16 protein-coding genes and 1 tRNA gene are annotated in these 17,762 nt (G+C 61.1%); 11 read left to right on the plus strand and 6 right to left on the minus strand.

All coding sequences use genetic code 11. The features are described 5' to 3' along the window. Positions 1–21: 21 nt before the first annotated feature. From N6L24_RS07010 to N6L24_RS07025, 4 genes are all read left to right on the plus strand, one after another. The gene (locus tag N6L24_RS07010; RefSeq protein WP_271843949.1) at positions 22–846 is read left to right on the plus strand and encodes an ABC transporter ATP-binding protein; all 825 of its coding nucleotides are present in this window, start codon (positions 22–24) and stop codon (positions 844–846) included. 57 nt (positions 847–903) lie between these two features. After that, the gene (locus N6L24_RS07015; RefSeq protein ID WP_271843950.1) at positions 904–2,124 is read left to right on the plus strand and encodes a phenylacetate--CoA ligase family protein; all 1,221 of its coding nucleotides are present in this window, start codon (positions 904–906) and stop codon (positions 2,122–2,124) included. Between the two features lie 154 nt (positions 2,125–2,278). After that, a complete protein-coding gene (locus tag N6L24_RS07020) occupies positions 2,279–3,928 on the plus strand; it encodes a peptidoglycan-binding domain-containing protein (protein WP_271843951.1) in 1,650 nt (549 codons plus the stop codon). Between the two features lie 121 nt (positions 3,929–4,049). Beyond that, the gene (locus N6L24_RS07025) at positions 4,050–5,033 is read left to right on the plus strand and encodes a Hint domain-containing protein (protein ID WP_271843952.1); all 984 of its coding nucleotides are present in this window, start codon (positions 4,050–4,052) and stop codon (positions 5,031–5,033) included. An 80-nt stretch (positions 5,034–5,113) separates the two neighbouring features. On the opposite strand, the gene ykgO is transcribed toward N6L24_RS07025, so the two are convergent. Then, positions 5,114–5,239: a type B 50S ribosomal protein L36 gene (gene ykgO, locus N6L24_RS07030; protein WP_012177066.1), complete on the minus strand. Its 126-nt coding sequence runs from the start codon at positions 5,237–5,239 to the stop codon at positions 5,114–5,116. Positions 5,240–5,308: 69 nt separating this feature from the next. After that, positions 5,309–5,383: transfer RNA gene (locus N6L24_RS07035), tRNA-Val, on the minus strand. Positions 5,384–5,533: 150 nt separating this feature from the next. On the opposite strand from N6L24_RS07035, the gene N6L24_RS07040 reads away from it, so the two are divergent. Continuing rightward, complete coding sequence (locus tag N6L24_RS07040) at positions 5,534–6,394, plus strand: N-formylglutamate amidohydrolase (protein ID WP_271843953.1); 861 nt, start codon at positions 5,534–5,536, stop codon at positions 6,392–6,394. Here N6L24_RS07040 and N6L24_RS07045 read toward each other — a convergent pair whose 3' ends face one another. Continuing rightward, positions 6,395–7,651 carry a DNA polymerase IV gene (locus tag N6L24_RS07045; RefSeq protein WP_271843954.1) on the minus strand — a complete coding sequence of 419 codons (1,257 nt, stop codon included), beginning with the start codon at positions 7,649–7,651 and terminating at the stop codon, positions 6,395–6,397. It abuts the gene before it with no gap. A gap of 15 nt (positions 7,652–7,666) precedes the next feature. On the opposite strand from N6L24_RS07045, the gene N6L24_RS07050 reads away from it, so the two are divergent. Next, positions 7,667–8,125 carry an NUDIX hydrolase gene (locus N6L24_RS07050; RefSeq protein WP_271843955.1) on the plus strand — a complete coding sequence of 153 codons (459 nt, stop codon included), beginning with the start codon at positions 7,667–7,669 and terminating at the stop codon, positions 8,123–8,125. Here the strand turns inward: N6L24_RS07050 and pyrF are convergent, their stop codons facing one another. Both pyrF and N6L24_RS07060 read right to left on the minus strand, forming a co-directional pair. Next, the gene (gene pyrF, locus N6L24_RS07055) at positions 8,126–8,821 is read right to left on the minus strand and encodes an orotidine-5'-phosphate decarboxylase (RefSeq protein WP_271843956.1); all 696 of its coding nucleotides are present in this window, start codon (positions 8,819–8,821) and stop codon (positions 8,126–8,128) included. It lies immediately after the preceding gene. Between the two features lie 90 nt (positions 8,822–8,911). After that, complete coding sequence (locus tag N6L24_RS07060) at positions 8,912–9,196, minus strand: hypothetical protein (protein WP_271843957.1); 285 nt, start codon at positions 9,194–9,196, stop codon at positions 8,912–8,914. Between the two features lie 567 nt (positions 9,197–9,763). Between N6L24_RS07060 and clpB the strand changes: the two genes are divergently transcribed. The 3 genes from clpB to N6L24_RS07075 all read left to right on the plus strand — a co-directional run bounded on the left by clpB (position 9,764) and on the right by N6L24_RS07075 (position 15,090). Continuing rightward, entirely contained in the window at positions 9,764–12,379 is a 2,616-nt protein-coding gene (gene clpB, locus N6L24_RS07065) for an ATP-dependent chaperone ClpB (RefSeq protein ID WP_271843958.1), read from the plus strand. A 61-nt stretch (positions 12,380–12,440) separates the two neighbouring features. Then, positions 12,441–13,802 (plus strand): dGTP triphosphohydrolase, encoded by a 1,362-nt coding sequence (gene dgt, locus N6L24_RS07070; RefSeq protein ID WP_271843959.1) that lies wholly within the window; start codon positions 12,441–12,443, stop codon positions 13,800–13,802. A gap of 103 nt (positions 13,803–13,905) precedes the next feature. Next, the gene (locus tag N6L24_RS07075; protein ID WP_271843960.1) at positions 13,906–15,090 is read left to right on the plus strand and encodes a multidrug effflux MFS transporter; all 1,185 of its coding nucleotides are present in this window, start codon (positions 13,906–13,908) and stop codon (positions 15,088–15,090) included. On the opposite strand, the gene N6L24_RS07080 is transcribed toward N6L24_RS07075, so the two are convergent. After that, positions 15,091–15,702, minus strand: coding sequence for an exonuclease domain-containing protein (locus N6L24_RS07080; protein WP_271843961.1), 612 nt, complete (start codon positions 15,700–15,702; stop codon positions 15,091–15,093). A gap of 151 nt (positions 15,703–15,853) precedes the next feature. Between N6L24_RS07080 and msrP the strand changes: the two genes are divergently transcribed. Together msrP and msrQ are read left to right on the plus strand one after the other, a co-directional pair. Then, a complete protein-coding gene (gene msrP / locus N6L24_RS07085) occupies positions 15,854–16,756 on the plus strand; it encodes a protein-methionine-sulfoxide reductase catalytic subunit MsrP (protein ID WP_271843962.1) in 903 nt (300 codons plus the stop codon). 2 nt (positions 16,757–16,758) lie between these two features. Continuing rightward, positions 16,759–17,373 (plus strand): protein-methionine-sulfoxide reductase heme-binding subunit MsrQ, encoded by a 615-nt coding sequence (msrQ, locus tag N6L24_RS07090; protein ID WP_271843963.1) that lies wholly within the window; start codon positions 16,759–16,761, stop codon positions 17,371–17,373. Positions 17,374–17,762: the final 389 nt, after the last annotated feature.

The raw sequence follows: 17,762 nt of genomic DNA on the forward strand, positions 1-17,762 counted from the left end.
ATGATTGAAGGAATGACACCCATGCTTGACGCGGCCCGGACCGAAGAAACCCTGTTGGACGTCAACAATATCGAAGTGATCTACAACCATGTGATCCTTGTGCTCAAAGGCGTCAGCCTGACGGTGCCAAAGGGCGGGATCACAGCGCTTTTGGGCGGCAATGGCGCGGGCAAGACCACGACACTGAAAGCCGTGTCCAACCTGCTGCATTCTGAGCGCGGGGAGGTGACAAAAGGCACGATTTCCTATCGCGGCACCCAGGTCCAGGATCTGGACCCCGCCGCGCTGGTGAAACGCGGGGTGATCCAGGTGATGGAGGGTCGCCATTGCTTTGAACACCTGACGGTTGAGGAAAACATCCTGACCGGGGCCTACACCCGCAGCGACGGGCGGGCCAATATCCAGACGGACCTTGAGATGGTTTACCACTATTTCCCACGCCTCAAAGAACGCCGCAAATCACAGGCCGGCTATACCTCGGGCGGGGAGCAGCAGATGGTCGCCATGGGCCGCGCCTTGATGAGCCGCCCGGAAACCATCCTGCTCGACGAGCCGTCCATGGGCCTTGCGCCTCAGCTGGTGGAACAGATCTTTGAGATTGTGAAATCGGTGAATGAAAACGAAGGCGTGAGCTTTCTTCTGGCCGAACAGAACACCAATGTCGCGCTGCGCTATGCGCATTACGGCTATATTCTGGAATCCGGCCGCGTGGTGATGGACGGCCCGGCCGCCGAGCTGCGTGAAAACCCCGATGTAAAAGAATTCTATCTCGGCATGTCCGACGAAGGCCGAAAATCCTTCCGCGACGTGCGGTCCTATCGCCGCCGCAAACGCTGGCTCAGCTGACCGAACGCCCAAGATGGACCCCAAGCGGACACACCAAGACCAAAAGGACCGGGACGCATGAGCGCCTTTTATGATGAGTTGGAAACAAGATCGGCAGATGCGCGCGCAGCGGCACTGGCCAGCGCGCTGCCGCGCCAAATCGCGCGCGCCAAGGCGCTGCCGGGCTACGCCGCCGCCTTTGCCGAGGTTGATGCAGAGGCGATCACCACGCCTACCGCGCTGGCGGCGTTGCCAATTCTGCGAAAGTCAGACCTGAGCGCGGCGCAGGCCGCGCAGGCGCCCTTTGGGGGCTACAATGCGCTTGCCCCCACGGGGTTTGCGCATGTGTTTCAGTCCCCCGGCCCGATCTATGAGCCGGGCGGTGCGGGCCACGACTGGTGGCGCATGGGGCGGCTGTTGCATGCGGTGGGCATTGGCCCGGGTGATATCATCCAGAACTGCTTTGGCTATCATCTGACACCTGCGGGCATGATGTTTGAAAGCGGCGCGCGGGCTGTGGGCGCGACGGTTCTGCCTGCGGGCACCGGCCAGACCGATCTGCAGGTGCAGGCGGCCGCCGCGCTGGGCAGCACCGCCTATGCCGGCACGCCCGACTACCTCAAGGTGATCCTTGATCGGGCCGAGGCTCTGGGCACCTCGCTTCAGATCAGCAAGGCAGCGGTCGGTGGCGGCGCGCTCTTCCCCAGCCTGCGCCAAGAATACGCGGATCGCGGCATTCTATGTTTGCAATCCTACGCCACGGCGGATCTGGGCAATATCGCTTATGAAAGCCCCGCGATGGAGGGGATGATTGTGGATGAGAATGTGGTGGTCGAAATTGTCGTCCCTGGCACCGGCACCCCCGTCGCCCCCGGCGAGGTTGGCGAAGTTGTCGTGACCTCGCTTAACCCGGACTATCCGCTGATCCGCTTCGCCACCGGGGATCTCTCGGCTGTGATGGCGGGGCAAAGCCCCTGCGGGCGCAGCAACATGCGCATCAAGGGCTGGATGGGCCGCGCCGATCAGACCGCCAAGATCAAAGGCATGTTTGTGCGTCCCGAACAGGTCGCCGCATTGGTGGCGCGTCACGCCGATGTCAGCCGCGCCCGCGTCATCGCCAGCCGCGAGGGCGAAATGGATGTGATGACCGTGCAACTTGAGACCGAGGCACAGGACAGTTCAGCCTATTTGGACAGTGTTGTCGGGGTCCTGAAACTCAAGGGGCAGATCGAAATCGTCGCGCCCGGCAGCCTGCCGAACGACGGCGTGGTGATCGAAGATCAGCGTAAATACGACTGACATTCCCTTATTAGAGACTGGTGAGAGTCTATGGCGCGCGCTCCCGTTGTGGGCGCGCGTTTGCTGTTTTTCCCCTCAACGGGAACCAAAATTTATCCAAACATGTTTAACTACATAAGGAATTTCAGCATCCGCTGAGGATCAGGAGGGAAGAATGCGTATTTTCAAAGCAGCATGTATGGCCACATTGATGATGTCCGCCGCCGCCGTTAGCGCGCGGGATTTGGCGCTCATCGTGGATCAGCAGGACTATAGATCGCTCTCAGATCTGCCACGGGATGCCCGGATGGAGGCCATGTCAAATGCGCTCGACAACGCGGGGTTTGACGTCTCTTCGGTGAAAAATGCCACGCTTAGCGAGTTGCGCGCCGCCATATTTGCGCTTGAGACCGCCGCCGAAAGCGAGGTGGATCGCCTTGTGATCATTATTCGCGGTCATGTGCTGTCTGATACGCGCCAAGGCTGGGTGCTGGCCCAAGAGGCCCGCGCGCCTGACCGGTTTGACATCAACTCTAAAGCCATGCCGCTGCCGCTATTTGATACCGCGCTGCGCGCAGCGGCGGGGCGCGCGCTGATCGCCATCGTGGATGATCCGCGCCCATTAGAGGATATCGAGGGGCTGGGGCATGATGATCTGATCTATACGCCCGTGCAGGGTGCCACGCTGATCGAAGGGGACAGCCGCGCGGTGCAATCGGCGCTACGCAACCTTTTGGCCGAAGGGGCGACCACCCGGCAGTTGGCCGAAGCCCCGGGGGACATTGATGTCTCCGGGTTCATTTCCGGTACGGTTGCCTTCACCGAAGTGGATTTTGACGCCTCAGCGCGTGCCGACACGCAGGCGGTCAGCGAAAGTACCAGCGAACAGGCCTATTGGAATGCCGCGCGCGATATTGGCACGCAAAACGCGCTGAATTCATACATCGAACAGTACCCCAATGGCCAATTTGTCGACGATGCCCGCCGCCTGATGGCGCAGCGCGAGGCGAGCCGCGAGACACGGTTGAAAGAGGCGGAAGCCGCGCTCAACCTGTCGCGCGACCAGCGCCGCGATGTGCAACGGGACCTGTCGCTTTTGGGGTTTGACCCGCGCGGTATTGACGGCGTCTTTGGGCCTGCGACCCGCAGTGCCATCCGCTCCTGGCAGGCAGCGCAGGGCCGCGAAGCCACCGGCTATCTCAGCCGCGATCAGCTGCAAGTGATGCAGGAATTTGCGATGCGCCGCGCTGCAGAATTGGAAGAAGAGGCCCGCCGCCGCCGCGAGATCGAAGAAGCGCGCGACCGCGCGTTCTGGCAGGATACCGGCGCACGCAACACCGAAGCGGGCTATCGCGCCTATTTGAAGGAATTCCCCGATGGGGTCTTTGCCGAACTGGCCCGCGAGGAACTGGATGCGATCGAATCTGAACGCCGCGCAGAAATGGACGCGCGCGAACGCAACGCCTGGGACGAGGCGCGCAACCAGAACACGGCCGAGAGCTATCGCGCCTTTTTGCAGGCCCATCCCGAAGGTGTCTTTGCCGAAGCGGCGCAGACACGTATTGATGAGCTCACCAACGAGGCCGACGACGACGAAGCGCGGGCGCGGTTCCAGTCCGCGGAAAACGCCGTGGCGGGCAGCACCGCTGCACGGCTGCTGATCGAAAACCGCTTGCAGAGCCTCGGATTGGAGCCGGGCAAGGTTGACGGCGCATTCGACAAGGACACCCGCCGCGCCCTGCGCCGCTTTCAAAAGGCGCGTAATTTGACGGTCACGGGCTATATGGATCAGGCGACAATGGTTCAAATGCTGCTCGGTCGCTAACGCGCGATGTGACAATTGGCCCAAGGCCACACCAAAGAGGCAATTTTTTATTGCCTCTTTTTTTGTGTCGCCACTTGGGATTATGATTTGGGAAAAAGAAAATCAGGCATCGGAGCAGAACATGCCAGCAACGTATTTGGACCAGTTTTGGGTGCTGGACCCCTCAAGTCCGCCTGCGGATGGCACGACGCTGACCGTGGAAAAGTATGAGCTTGTCGATCAGGACGACGACGGTGATATCAGCCGCGGCAAAGGCGATGACACCGTCAACGGGCAGGAAGTCACCAATGCCTATCCGGGCGACACGGTCACGGTCCAACTGGAAGATGGCAGCACCACCACCATCGAGGGGATCACCTTTTACCTGGCCGATGGCTCGGTTGTGTTTACGCCCACCGACGGCTCGGCGCTGGATGAGGCCAGTTTTGTTTCCTCAACCTATGTGACCAAAAACGGCAGCCTGGATGTCAGCGAAGATCTCGGCCCGCCCTGCCTGGTCGCTGGAACGCTGGTGGCCACACCCGAGGGGCCGGTGCCGGTTGAAATGCTCAAGGCGGGCATGACCGTGACCGCCCAAGATGGGCGCAGCCTGACCTTGCGCATGGTGCTTTCCAGCAGTTTCACGGCGCGCGATGTGTCCGCCAATGGGGCGCTTGCCCCGGTGCGCATTGTGGCTGGGGCCATGGGCAATGGCTTGCCGCAGCGCGACCTGCTGGTCTCGCGCCAGCATCGGATGCTGGTGAATGCCCCGGTTGTGGCGCGTCTGTTTGACAGCGCCGAGGTGCTTTTGCCCGCCATAAAGCTCACGCAGCTGCCGGGTATCTATGTCGATTCCAGCCTGCCGGTTGTGACCTATTATCACCTGGTGTTTGACCAGCATGAGATCATCCTGACCGAAGGCGCGGCGACCGAAAGCCTCTTTACCGGCCCAGAGGGGCTGCGCGCCATGCCGGATGCCGCGCGCGAGGAACTCTATCTGATGTTCCCGGGCCTGAAAGCCGAAGGCAGCGCCATGACCCCCGCGCGCCTGATTCCGACCGGGCCAGCGCAGAATGAGCTGATCGAACGTCTCAAACGCAGTGCGGGCACGACGCTTTACAGCTGACGTTTCTCTTTGCATTGGCGACAAAAAAACCGCTCCGAAATCTCGGAGCGGTTTTTGTCTCTGCCTTCAGGCGTCGGTGCTTAGCCCTGACGCGCTTTGAAGCGGCGTTGCGTCTTGTTGATGACGTAAACGCGACCCTTACGGCGCACAACACGGCAGTCGCGGTGACGCTGCTTGAGCGAGCGGAGCGAGTTTTTGACCTTCATGGCCTTCTCCTTAGTTCGCGGCGCGGCGTGCGCCAGTTAACGGGCAACCCTTGCGGGTCGGTGAATTCATGGTGGGCGATACAAGGATCGAACTTGTGACCCCTTCGATGTCAACGAAGTGCTCTACCGCTGAGCTAATCGCCCATGAAACCTTGCGAAACCTAAGCCCTTCAAGAAAAAAGGGCGCGGAATTCCGCGCTGGTGGAGCGGTCTATAAAAGGAGTCGGGAGGGGGATCAAGGGCTTTCAGCAATTATCTGTTTCGGGCTATGATTTATTTCAATCAGGAGGTCAAATGCCCGAACACGCTTTCATCTTGGATCGTCCCGCAAAGCTGACCTCATCGGTGGTCTTCGCCTCCCCGCACAGTGGCCGCGATTACCCCAGCTGGTTTCTAGAGCGCAGTATTCTCAATGCGCGGAGCATCCGAAGCAGCGAAGATGCCTTTGTAGACGCGCTATTTGCCGCCGCCCCGACCTATGGGGCCCCGCTTTTGCGCAGCGGCGCGCCGCGCGCCTTTGTCGACTATAACCGCAGCGCCGAAGAACTGGACCCTGCCCTGATTGCCGGGGTGGCGTGGGTTGGCAACAACCCGCGGGTGTCTTCCGGGCTTGGGGTGATTCCCCGCGTGGTGTCCAATGGCCGCGCCATTTATCGCGGCAAGCTGACGCGCGCGGAGGCCGATGCCCGCATCAGCGGCTATTGGCGGCCGTATCATGCCACGCTGCAGGGGCTGCTGAACGAGGCGGTGCAGCATTTTGGCGAGGCGATTCTGGTGGATTGCCATTCCATGCCCCATGAGGCGATCGATTCCGTGCGGATGCCCGGCGGTCGCCGCCCCGAGATCGTGCTGGGTGATCGCTTTGGTGCATCGGCCCATGGCGAGATCGTCGATGCTATCGAGGCCGCCTTTCAGGAGGCGGGCTTTGTCGTGTCGCGCAATGCGCCCTTTGCCGGGGCTTACGTGACACAGCACTATGGCCGCCCCTCGCGGCGGCAGCATGCAATTCAGGTCGAAATCGACCGCGCGCTTTATATGGACGAAAAACGCATTGTGCCGAGTGCCGATTTTGACGGGTTCAAAGCTGCGCTCGACGGGGTGATCGCCAAAATCGCCACCATTGGGACCTGTGATCAAAGGGTGGCAGCGGAATAATCAGCGCCGCAACCCGCGCCCCTTTTGGATCGCATCGCTGCCAAAGCGCGCGCGAATGCTGTCGGTGGCACGTTCGGCCTTGCGGCGCTGCGCGGCTTTGGGGTCCAGAAGATCGCCGCTCAGGTCCGCGCCGCTTTCGTCAACGATGTCGGAAATTCCGACGCCGATCAGCCGGTAGGGGCCCTGATCGCCAACCTGATCAAACAGCCCCCGCGCGGTGGCATAGATGGTGTCCGCCATTTGCGTGGCGTCGCGCAGGCTGACACGGCGCGAGATCAGCGAGAAATTGGCCTGCTTGAGTTTCAGCGTTACCACCCGGCCCGCCTTGCGTTTGGCTTTGGCCCGATCCGCAACCTGTTCGCTCAGCCGCCAAAGGTGGCCGTCCAGCAAATCAAGGCTGCTGGTGTCCTCAAAGAAGGTCGTTTCCTTGCTGATGCTTTTGACCGGCTGGCGGGCGGAAATCTTGCGCCGGTCCTGCCCGCGCGCCAGGTGCCAGAGGCGATAGCCCATGCTGCCGAAGCGCTCGCTCAGCTCCTGTTGATCCCAGCGCAAGAGGTCGGCAAAGGTATAGATGCCCGCGCGTTCAAGTGACTCTTGCGCCGCCGGGCCCACGCCCCAGATCAGGCGCACGGGTTTGTCGCGCAGAAAATCCTCGGTTTCCGCCTTGCCGATGATGGCAAAGCCCTGCGGCTTGTCCAGATCACTGGCGACCTTGGCGAGAAACTTGTTGTGGCTCAGCCCGATGGAGCCGGTCACGCCGACCTCATCCTTCATGCGTTTGACGAGCCGCGCCAGCATGACGGCGGGCGGCGCGCCGTGCAGCTTGGCCGTGCCGGTCAGGTCCAGAAAGGCTTCGTCCAGCGAGAGCGGTTCAATGGCGGGCGTCAGCTCATCCATCAGAGCGCGGATCTGGCGGCTGACCTCGACATAAACCTGCATGCGCGGCTTGACCACCACTGCATTGGGGCACAGTTTCAGTGCCTGAAACATCGGCATGGCCGAGCGCACCCCGCGTATGCGCGCGATATAACAGGCGGTGGAAACCACGCCGCGCTTGCCGCCGCCGATGATCACCGGCTTGTCGGCCAATTCCGGGTTGTCGCGTTTTTCCACGCTGGCATAAAAGGCATCACAGTCCATATGCGCGATCGACAGGTCAAACAGCTCGTCATGCTGCAGACACCGCAGGCTGCCGCAAGCGGGGCAGCGGCGGGTGTCGCTGACAGTCGTTAGGCAATCGCGGCAAAGGGTAGGCATCAGAAGGGTCCGGGTGTGACGTCAGGCAAGAGCATAGCATTCACGGCGGGGGATCACAGCCGCTTTCACGGCGCCAAAGTGACGGTTCTTGTCAGCAGGGATCTTGTGACCCTGTTGCGCGATGCGCGCGCGGATATCCCCTATCCCAACCATTGGGATCTGCCTGGTGGTGGGCGCGAAGGCGATGAAAGCCCCTGGGGCTGCGCCGCGCGCGAGTGCTTTGAGGAAACCCATCTGCGCCTGACACGGCGCGATGTGATCTGGGCGCGTTCTTATGTGAACGGCGCACATACCAATTGGTTTTTCGTGGCGCGGATCTCCGAAGCGCGCGCCGGCGCGATGCATCTGGGCAGCGAAGGGCAGGCGCTCATGCGTATGTCCATCGACCACTACCTGACCCACCCCAAAGCCATCCCGAATTTCCAACGCCGTCTGGCCGATTGGATCGCAGGAATGGCGGGGGCTGATATCTGATCAGAGGCCGCGCAGCTCGTCCACAATGGCCTGGGCCGCGGCGCGGGGGTCTTTGGCGGTCCAGACCGGGCGGCCCACCACGATGTGATCAGCGCCATCAGCCACGGCCGAAGCGGGGGTGGCGACACGCTTTTGGTCGCCAAGCGCCGCGCCGGCGGGGCGCACGCCGGGGGTGACGATCAGCTTGCCCTTGGCTTCGGGCAGGGCGCGGATCAGCGCCGCTTCCTGTGGGCTGGCAATCACCCCGTCGGCCCCAGCGGCAAATGCGTTGCCCGCGCGTTCCTGCACCAGATCCTTGATCGCGCCGTCTTTGATCAGCGCGCCGTCCAGATCCTGCCGGTCAAGCGAGGTCAGAATGGTCACAGCCAGAATTTTCATGTCCTTGCCCGCCGCGCCCTCTTTGGCGGCTTTGACCACATAGGGGTCGCCATGCACGGTGAGGAAATCCAGGTCAAACTGCGCCAGGCCCTGGACGGCCTTTTCAACGGTTGCGCCGATATCAAACAGCTTCATGTCCAAGAAAATGCGTTTGCCGTGCTCGCTTTTCAGCTCGTTGGCCAGCGCCAGCCCGCCGCCCGTCAGCATGCCCAACCCGATTTTATAAAACGACACGGCGTCGCCGATCTGCCCGGCCAGTTCCAGCCCCTGAATGGCATTGGGGACATCAAGGGCAACAATCAAACGGTCATCAGACATGGCAGGGCTCCGGCGCTAAAGAAATCGGCCTTGTGTATGCTGCGCGGCCCTTGCGCGCAAGCCGTCTGGCGGGGTGCCAAAAGGAGGGTGCTAAAAGGAAAGCCGCAAGCGTCGCTGTTTGCGCCCTTTGGGCAGGGCGAAATCTGCCGCCGTCGGGCAGGGCGCGCGGCGAAACTCGGGCATGCGCGCCAGCTGCCGCAATGCATCCTGCGCCAGCGCCTTGTTCAGCGCGGCGCTGCCGCCAAGCAAATGGCCGGGCACGTTGCAGGCCAGTTCAATGCTTTCGCCGCCATCCCCATGCAGGCGCAGTTTGCCATGACAGCGGCCATCGTCGGTGAAATAACGTTCCAGCAATTCGGTGCGTGTGATCTTCATGGCATCCCCTGTTGATGCGGGGAAATCTAGCGCGACAGACCTTAATAAATCGCCTATATTACAGCATCTTATCCGCGGGTAAGGCGTTAATAATATGTTACTGAAAGCCCCCCATTTTCGCAACGCGCGCGCCCCGTGCAACACGCGAGGCATCCGGGGCATGCCGCCGCCGTAAACCGCGATTGTGGGGGATCAGAAATGTTAGCCCATGAGGTCACAACACGTCTGACCATTTTCATAAAATCTGAGAGCTGGCCTTCGTGCGGAGCGCAGCTAAGGTCTGAATGAAGCTCGTTGCAGACATCGCCGCAATGCACCCAGCCGGTTCACAGCCGCGGTAGCGGCCCGCCTATCGTCAGCCCCTCCTCTGGCTGGCGATTTGGCTGAGGCTGGTGCGAAGTTTGTTCTGTGGCGGTCCACCGGCGGTTATTTTCCTGCAATATCCGACCCAAGTGGGGTTGAAGCCACCGCGCAAAACCCCCAATTTATTCTTGAGGCCCAAGAGGGGGCGTGCCGCCAAGCGGGCGCTATATCCCAGACACAGGGCGCTTAAAAAAGGAGAGAGCGATGGACTTTAACAAGTTCACAGAGCGGTCGCGCGGCTTTGTTCAGGCGGCGCAGACGATTGCAATGCGGGAAAGCCACCAAAGGCTCCTGCCAGAACACCTACTCAAAACATTGCTGGATGATGATCAGGGGCTTGCCTCCAATCTGATCAGCCGCGCAGGCGGTGCCCCCAACCGCGTGGCCGAGGCCGTGGATGCGGCGGTGGCCAAAATCGCGCGTGTGACCGGCGACACCGGGCAGCCTTATATGGATGCCGCAACGGTCAAAGTGCTGAGCGAGGCGGAAAAAGTCGCGCAGAAAGCAGGCGACAGCTTTGTCCCGGTGGAGCGCATTCTGATGGCGCTGGCGCTGGTGAAATCCAAGGCGCGCGAGGCGCTGGAAGCAGGCGCAGTTAATGCGCAGGCGCTGAATGCCGCTATCAATGACATCCGCAAAGGGCGCACGGCGGACAGTGCCAGCGCCGAAGACGGCTATGACGCGCTGAAGAAATACGCCGCCGATCTGACCGAACGAGCGCGCGCGGGCAAGATTGACCCGATCATTGGCCGCGATGACGAAATCCGCCGCGCCATGCAGGTTCTGTCACGCCGCACCAAGAACAACCCGGTGCTGATCGGTGAGCCGGGCGTTGGGAAAACCGCGATTGCCGAAGGGCTCGCGCTGCGCATCGTCAATGGCGATGTGCCCGAAAGCCTGCGCAACAAGCAGCTTTTGGCGCTCGATATGGGCGCGCTGATTGCCGGGGCGAAATATCGCGGTGAATTTGAAGAACGCCTGAAGGCCATTCTGACCGAAGTCACCGAGGCAGCGGGGGAAATCATCCTGTTCATCGACGAAATGCACACGCTGGTCGGCGCGGGCAAGACCGATGGTGCCATGGATGCGGCCAACCTGATCAAACCGGCCCTCGCGCGCGGGGAGCTGCACTGCGTTGGCGCGACGACCCTGAATGAATACCGCAAATACGTGGAAAAAGACGCGGCGCTGGCGCGGCGCTTTCAGCCGGTCTTGGTCGAAGAGCCGACCGAGGAAGACACCGTGTCGATCTTGCGCGGCATCAAGGAAAAATACGAATTGCACCATGGGGTGCGGATCTCGGATTCTGCCTTGGTGGCGGCGGCCAATTTGAGCCACCGCTATATCACCGATCGGTTCTTGCCGGACAAAGCCATCGACCTGATGGACGAGGCGGCGAGCCGTCTGCGGATGGAAGTGGACAGCAAGCCAGAGGAATTGGATGCGCTGGATCGTCAGATCCTGCAATTGCAGATCGAGGGCGAGGCCCTGCGGCTGGAGGATGACCAAGCCTCAAAGGATCGGCTGGAGAAGCTGGAAAAAGATCTGGCCGATCTGCAAGATCGCTCCTCTGAGCTGACCGCGAAATGGCAGGCGGGGCGCGACAAGCTGGCCTCGGCCCGCGACCTCAAGGAACGGCTCGATCAGGCGCGCGCAGAACTCGACATCGCCAAGCGCGATGGCAACCTCGCCAAAGCGGGGGAGCTGTCCTACGGCGTGATCCCGCAGCTCGAAAAGGAACTAGCCGAGGCGGAAACCCAAGACGCCAATATGACCATCGAAGAGGCCGTGCGCCCTGAGCAGATCGCTGCAGTGGTCGAGCGCTGGACAGGTATTCCGACCTCCAAAATGCTGGAGGGCGAGCGCGAGAAGCTGCTGCGCATGGAAGACGAGCTGCACCGCCGGGTGATTGGCCAATCGCAGGCGGTCACAGCGGTCGCCAATGCGGTGCGCCGGGCGCGCGCTGGGCTGAATGATGAAAATCGTCCGCTTGGTTCCTTCCTCTTTTTGGGGCCAACGGGTGTGGGCAAGACCGAGCTGACCAAAGCGGTGGCGGATTTCCTCTTTGATGATGACAATGCGATGGTGCGCATCGACATGTCTGAATTCATGGAGAAACACGCTGTCGCGCGGCTGATCGGGGCCCCTCCGGGCTATGTCGGCTATGACGAAGGGGGTGTACTGACCGAAGCCGTGCGGCGCCGCCCGTATCAGGTGGTGCTGTTTGACGAGGTCGAAAAGGCGCATCCAGATGTGTTCAACGTGCTGTTGCAGGTGCTGGATGATGGGGTGCTGACCGATGGTCAGGGGCGCACCGTTGATTTTAAGCAGACGCTGATTGTGCTGACCTCCAACCTTGGGGCGCAGGCCCTCAGCCAGCTGCCCGATGGGGCTGATGCCAGCCAGGCGCGGCGGGACGTGATGGATGCGGTGCGGGCGCATTTCCGGCCCGAGTTCCTGAACCGTCTGGATGAAACCATCATCTTTGACCGTCTGGGCCGCGCTGATATGGATGGCATCGTTGATATCCAGCTGGCGCGTCTGATCAAACGGCTTGCGGCGCGCAAGATCACGATCACGCTGGATGACGCTGCCAAACAATGGCTGGCTGACGAAGGCTATGATCCGGTCTTTGGCGCACGTCCGCTGAAGCGGGTGATCCAACGCGCTTTGCAAAACCCACTGGCAGAGATGCTGCTGGGCGGCGAAGTGACCGACGGCGATACAATCCCCGTCAGCGCCAATGAAGATGGGCTGCTGATCGGCGATCGTCTGGGCACCTCGGATCGACCGCGCCCTGATGATGCGGTTGTGCATTAAGCATTTGTAGGCCGGGCTTCAGCCCGGCCTCCTTTTACAGATAACGACGGAAAAGGCCGCGATGGACTGGCAGACCCTCCTGAATACCGACCGATCCCATGGCACCGTGCAGCCCGAAGATCCGGCGCGCCCCAACTATGTGCAGGACGCGGATCGCATATCCTTTTCCGCGCCGTTTCGACGGCTGGCCAATAAAACGCAGGTCCATCCCCTGTATAACAACGACCATCTGCGTCATCGCATGATCCATTCGGTCGAGGTGGCCAGCGTGGGCCGGTCGCTTGGCACACAGATTGGCCATTGGCTGGAGCACGAAGGGCAGATCGCCCCCGGTGAGGCCGCGAAATTGGCGGGCATCGTGCATGCGGCCTGTTTGGCGCATGACATCGGCAACCCGCCCTTTGGCCATTCCGGCGAGGCCACGATTGGGGCCTGGTTTGCACAAAAGCTGCATGCTTCCAACGGCATCTTTCGCGGCATCGACGCCAACCGCTGGCCGGAGTTCACGAAATTTGAAGGCAACGCGCAGGGGTTTCGCATCCTGACGCGGCTGGAGATGTATCGCAATGACGGCGGTATGAACCTGTCCAACGCTGTCTTGGGGGCCTTTAGCAAATACCCGATGCGGGCCTGCACCTCAGAGGCGCTGGGGGCGATTGCCAAGGAAAGCGGGCAGATACCTTATGTGGGGGCCAAGAAATTCGGCGTGTTTGAAACCGAATTTGACACATTGGCGCGCGCGGCCCGGGCGCTGGGCCTGCCCGAGGAAACCGCCCCCAATGGCGACATCTGGTGGCGGCGGCATCCGCTGGTCTATCTGGTCGAGGCGGCGGATGACATCTGTTATAATATCGTTGACCTTGAAGACGGCGTCATCGCGGGTGAAATCGCGTTTGACGAGGCCAAGGCGCTGCTTGATCCGCTGATCGACAAAAAGACCAACCGCGATCAAAGCCAATATAATTTGCAGGAAAAAATGGCCTACCTGCGCGCGCGGGCGATTGGCGGCGGCATCGAGGCCTGTGTCAAAGCCTTCCAAACCTATCACGATGCTATTCTGGCGGGGCGTTTTTCTGGCGAGTTGATTGCGGTGTCGGGAAAAGCGGCGGAATTTGCGCGGATCAAAGAGAAGGCACGGGATCAGCTCTTTACCGCGCCGCGCAAGACCAAGCTTGAGGTGCGCGGACGCAATGTTTTGATGACGGTCTTGGATGGGATCTTGCCGGTCTATGAGGCCATGGCGCAAAACGGTTGGAACCCCAAGGGTTTGCCGGATTATGAAACCCAGCTGATGCGCGCGCTTGATCTGGATGTCCGCGATGTGACCGATGGCTATTCGGCGCTGCACGCCATGGCCGATTACGTGTCGGGCATGACCGACCGCTATGCCGTTGAGGTCGCGACGTTGATATCCGGAGCCTAGGGGGTACCTCTGGACCGCAGGGGCGCTGTCCCGCTTGACCGCGCGCCAAGCCGCGTGCAAGCCTGCGGCAGCTCCATGACCCCTGATTTTCCGCGAGGCCGCCATGTCATTGTTTCGAATTGCGCTTGTGCTCGGCCTGCTGTCAGCGGTGGGACCCTTTGCCATTGATATGTATTTGCCAGCGATGCCAGCGATCCGCCAGGATCTGGCCGCTGATGTTGTCGCTGTGCAGCAGACGTTGACCGTCTATTTTGTCGCCTTTGGCATTGCGCAACTGGTCTATGGCCCCTGGGCCGATCAAGTCGGGCGCAAACTGCCGCTTTACGTCGGGCTCGGTATCTTTACCGCCGCCTCTGTCGGTTGTGCCCTGGCCCCGAGCATCGGCAGTTTGATCGCCTTTCGTGCGCTGCAGGGGCTGGGCGGCGCGGTGCTGATGGTGGTGCCGCGCGCGATTATCCGCGACATGTATACCGGGCCTGAGGCCACAAAACTGATGGCGCTGGTGATGCTGGTCATTTCCGTTTCGCCCATGCTGGCCCCCTTGGCGGGCAGCGGGCTGATTGCCTTTGGCAGCTGGCGGCTGATTTTCTGGATGCTCTGCGCGGCGGCGATGGTCAGCCTGCTGCTAACCGCGCTGGCGCTGCCAGAGACGCTGGGCGCGTCGCAGCGCGTTCCAGTCAATTTGCGCAGCCTGTGGCGGGGCACCAAAACCCTGATGCGCGATCCGATCTTTATGGGGCTGACCCTGATTGGCGGCTTTGGCTTTGCCAGCTTTATGGTGTTCATCGCCAGCGCGGCCTTTGTCTATTCCGGGCAATTCGGTCTCAGCCCCACGGGGTTCAGCCTGGCGTTTGCCATCAACGCCATCGGCTTTTTCGCGGCCTCGCAAGCGGCAGGCCCGATGAGCGCGCGGTTTGGCACCGAAAAAGTGGTGCGCTGGGCAGCGATGGGCTTTGCCGGATGTGCGCTGGCGCTCTTTGCCGTGGCGCTGGCGGGGTTTGCCAGCCTGCCGGTGATCGTCGCCGGGCTGTTCTGCGCCAATGCCTGCCTGGGGCTGATCATCCCAACCATCATGGTGATGGCGCTTGACCCGCATGGTGAAATCGCCGGTCTGGCGTCTTCGCTGGGCGGCACGCTGCAAATGGTGACGGGCGGCGTGATGGTGGTGATCACCGGGCGGTTCTTTGATGGCACCGCCCTGACGATGCTGGCGGCGATTGCGCTCTGTGCTCTGCTGACCTTGTTGCTGACGCTGTTGACGTATCGGCGCGCAGGCATTGCGGCCTGATCAGAATCCGAACGCCAATTGGACGGGCCGGGGCGGCGGCACCAATTCCGATAGCGGCACGCCCAGATGATCGCGGGCGCGCAGCACCACTTGGGCCGCGGCGCGGGCGTCTTCGCCGGCGTCGTGGTGTTTGAAGTCCAGCCCCAGCACCTCTTTCAGATTGCCCAGCCCATGACCACCATTGCCCTTGAGTTCAGGCCAGGCCTTGCGCGCGACCTTCACGCTGTCCACCCAATACCAGCCCGGCGGCCGCAGCCCATAGTGGCGGCAGGCGGCATCCAATGCCTTTTCATCAAAGCGGCTGTGTTGCACCAGCGCGTGGCGCGCCAGAAACGGCGCAAGATGCACCCAGAGCGCCGGGAAGGTCGGGGCCGCGGCCACCGTATCCGGACCGATGCCATGCAGCTCGATGTTAAAGGGCGCAAATTCCATCTTGGGATTGACGTAGCACGACCAGGTCAGGACAGTGCCATCCTCGCGCGCGCAGCCCAGACCGATCTGACAGATGCTGGCGCTGTTGCGGCTCGCGGTCTCCACATCCAGCGCGACAAAGCGAAATCTGTCCCGCCAGAGCGGGGCAAGCCAGGATTGAATGTCATCACATGTTGTCACCGCGCCGCCTGTCTGCTGTGGCCCCTTGTGCCGGGCCCCTTGGCGCAAATGTTACAGCGCCTGCACCCAATCGTTATAGTCTGTGCTTTGGCAAAGTGCAGTACCGGGACTAAGTAATTCAAAACAACGCATTGTCTTTCGGAGAATTCCCATGGCCCACCGCTGGCAAAATGATCTGACACCCGCTGATGTGACCCCCTATGCGGCCTATTTGAATCGCCGTCAGCTGATGGCGGGCATGGCGGGTCTGGGCCTTGCCACTTTGGCGGGCACTGGGGCCAAGGCCCAACCGCTGAACCCCAATACATATGAAGAGATCACCACCTATAATAACTTCTATGAATTTGGCACCGGCAAGGGGGACCCCGCCAAACACGCGCACCGGCTGACCACCGACAATTGGCAGATTGAAATCGACGGTCTTGTGGAGCGTCCGGGCACCTATGGCTTTGATGACATCATGGCCCAGATGAGCATCGAAGAGCGGATCTATCGCTTTCGCTGCGTCGAAGCCTGGTCGATGGTTATTCCCTGGAGCGGCTTTGAGCTGAAAGACCTGCTGGATTTGGCTGGCGTCAAGCCGGAGGCAAAATATGTCGCCTTTGAAACCCTGTATCGCCCCGAGGAAATGATTGGCCAGAAATATCCGGTGCTGGACTGGCCTTATGTCGAAGGCCTGCGTCTGGACGAGGCGCTGCACCCGCTGACCCTGATGGCCACGGGCATCTACGGCAAACCCCTGCTCAATCAGAACGGCGCGCCGCTGCGTCTGGTGGTGCCGTGGAAATATGGCTTCAAATCGATCAAATCGATTGTGAAAATTACCCTGACCGACACGCAGCCCCCCACCGCCTGGAACGAAGCGCTGGGGCGTGAATACGGCTTTTATAGCAATGTGAACCCAACCGTGGATCACCCGCGCTGGTCCCAAGCGACCGAGCGGCGCATTGGCGGGGGGCTCTTTGCCAAACGCCAAGACACGCTGATGTTCAATGGCTATGAAAAGGAAGTTGCGCCGCTTTACGACGGCATGGACCTCAGGAAGTTCTTCTGAGCATGACAGAACGCCTTAACCAACTGCTGCGCAAGATCCCCAGCGGGCTGATCTATACGCTGGGCGCGCTCTATCCGGCCTGGCTCTTCGGGTTGGCCCTCACCGGCCAACTTGGGGTGGATCCGGTGAAGGCGCTCGAACACCAGATGGGTGAGGCGGCGCTGCAGCTTTTGATTGCCGGGCTGGCCATTACGCCGCTGCGCCAGCATCTGCGGCTTAACCTCTTGAAATTTCGCCGCGCCATTGGCCTGCTGGCGTTTTTCTATGTGCTGCTGCACCTCTTGATCTGGCTGGTGCTGGATGTGCAGATTCTGGGTCAGATCTGGGCGGATATCCTGAAGCGGCCGTATATCACCGTTGGCATGGCCGGCTTTGTGCTGATGCTGCCGCTGGCGCTGACCTCCAACAACCTGTCGCTGCGCAAACTGGGCCCGCACTGGCGTAGGCTGCACAGGCTGACCTATGTGGTGGCCATTCTGGGCGGGCTTCATTTTGTGATGCTGGTCAAAGGTTTTCAACTGACGCCGCTGATCTATCTGGGCGTGATCCTTGCGCTTTTGGCGCTGCGCCGCGTCAAACCCCGCCCCAAAGCGGCGCGGCGGGCCTCAGCGACCTGATGCACGAGTCGACTCGCGCGCCGCGCTGCAAACCGCGCGAGTCGCAGCCATCGCCGAGAAATCGCCTATGTAGTGGTCTAATGGCGCGGCACCTCATGATGTTGAATCCCGCTGCGCCGCGCCGCGCCTGAGTCTTTCTGGCGCGCGCGGATACCCCAAGGGTCGCCTTGGGAAATCGCCAGAGTTCGCCGTCAGACAAGGCAATTCTCTCAATCTTAACTCTTTGAATTCATTGATTATTTATTCTTTTGTTAAAAAAGTTGGAATTTCTATGAAAAAGCGCTTGCGGGTTTTGCGGGGAAACCTTAGAACCCCCTTCACCGGCGGCGCTGAGGCGCACAACGGCGGGTCAGACGGGAAACGGAGCGGTGCTCTGGGGGTCGTTTGAA

Source organism: Cognatishimia sp. SS12 (genome assembly GCF_028369055.1).
In the GTDB taxonomy this organism is placed as follows: Bacteria; Pseudomonadota; Alphaproteobacteria; order Rhodobacterales; family Rhodobacteraceae; genus Cognatishimia.

What these genes read in the sequence shown, in the direction of transcription:
- N6L24_RS07010 (WP_271843949.1), top strand. Translation starts at nt 22, where the DNA reads ATGCTTGACGCGGCCCGGACCGAAGAAACCCTGTTGGACGTCAACAAT.
- N6L24_RS07015 (WP_271843950.1), top strand. Translation starts at nt 904, where the DNA reads ATGAGCGCCTTTTATGATGAGTTGGAAACAAGATCGGCAGATGCGCGC.
- N6L24_RS07020 (WP_271843951.1), top strand. Translation starts at nt 2,279, where the DNA reads ATGCGTATTTTCAAAGCAGCATGTATGGCCACATTGATGATGTCCGCC.
- N6L24_RS07025 (WP_271843952.1), top strand. Translation starts at nt 4,050, where the DNA reads ATGCCAGCAACGTATTTGGACCAGTTTTGGGTGCTGGACCCCTCAAGT.
- ykgO (WP_012177066.1), bottom strand. Translation starts at nt 5,239, where the DNA reads ATGAAGGTCAAAAACTCGCTCCGCTCGCTCAAGCAGCGTCACCGCGAC.
- N6L24_RS07040 (WP_271843953.1), top strand. Translation starts at nt 5,534, where the DNA reads ATGCCCGAACACGCTTTCATCTTGGATCGTCCCGCAAAGCTGACCTCA.
- N6L24_RS07045 (WP_271843954.1), bottom strand. Translation starts at nt 7,651, where the DNA reads ATGCCTACCCTTTGCCGCGATTGCCTAACGACTGTCAGCGACACCCGC.
- pyrF (WP_271843956.1), bottom strand. Translation starts at nt 8,821, where the DNA reads ATGTCTGATGACCGTTTGATTGTTGCCCTTGATGTCCCCAATGCCATT.
- N6L24_RS07060 (WP_271843957.1), bottom strand. Translation starts at nt 9,196, where the DNA reads ATGAAGATCACACGCACCGAATTGCTGGAACGTTATTTCACCGACGAT.
- clpB (WP_271843958.1), top strand. Translation starts at nt 9,764, where the DNA reads ATGGACTTTAACAAGTTCACAGAGCGGTCGCGCGGCTTTGTTCAGGCG.
- dgt (WP_271843959.1), top strand. Translation starts at nt 12,441, where the DNA reads ATGGACTGGCAGACCCTCCTGAATACCGACCGATCCCATGGCACCGTG.
- N6L24_RS07075 (WP_271843960.1), top strand. Translation starts at nt 13,906, where the DNA reads ATGTCATTGTTTCGAATTGCGCTTGTGCTCGGCCTGCTGTCAGCGGTG.
- msrP (WP_271843962.1), top strand. Translation starts at nt 15,854, where the DNA reads ATGGCCCACCGCTGGCAAAATGATCTGACACCCGCTGATGTGACCCCC.
- msrQ (WP_271843963.1), top strand. Translation starts at nt 16,759, where the DNA reads ATGACAGAACGCCTTAACCAACTGCTGCGCAAGATCCCCAGCGGGCTG.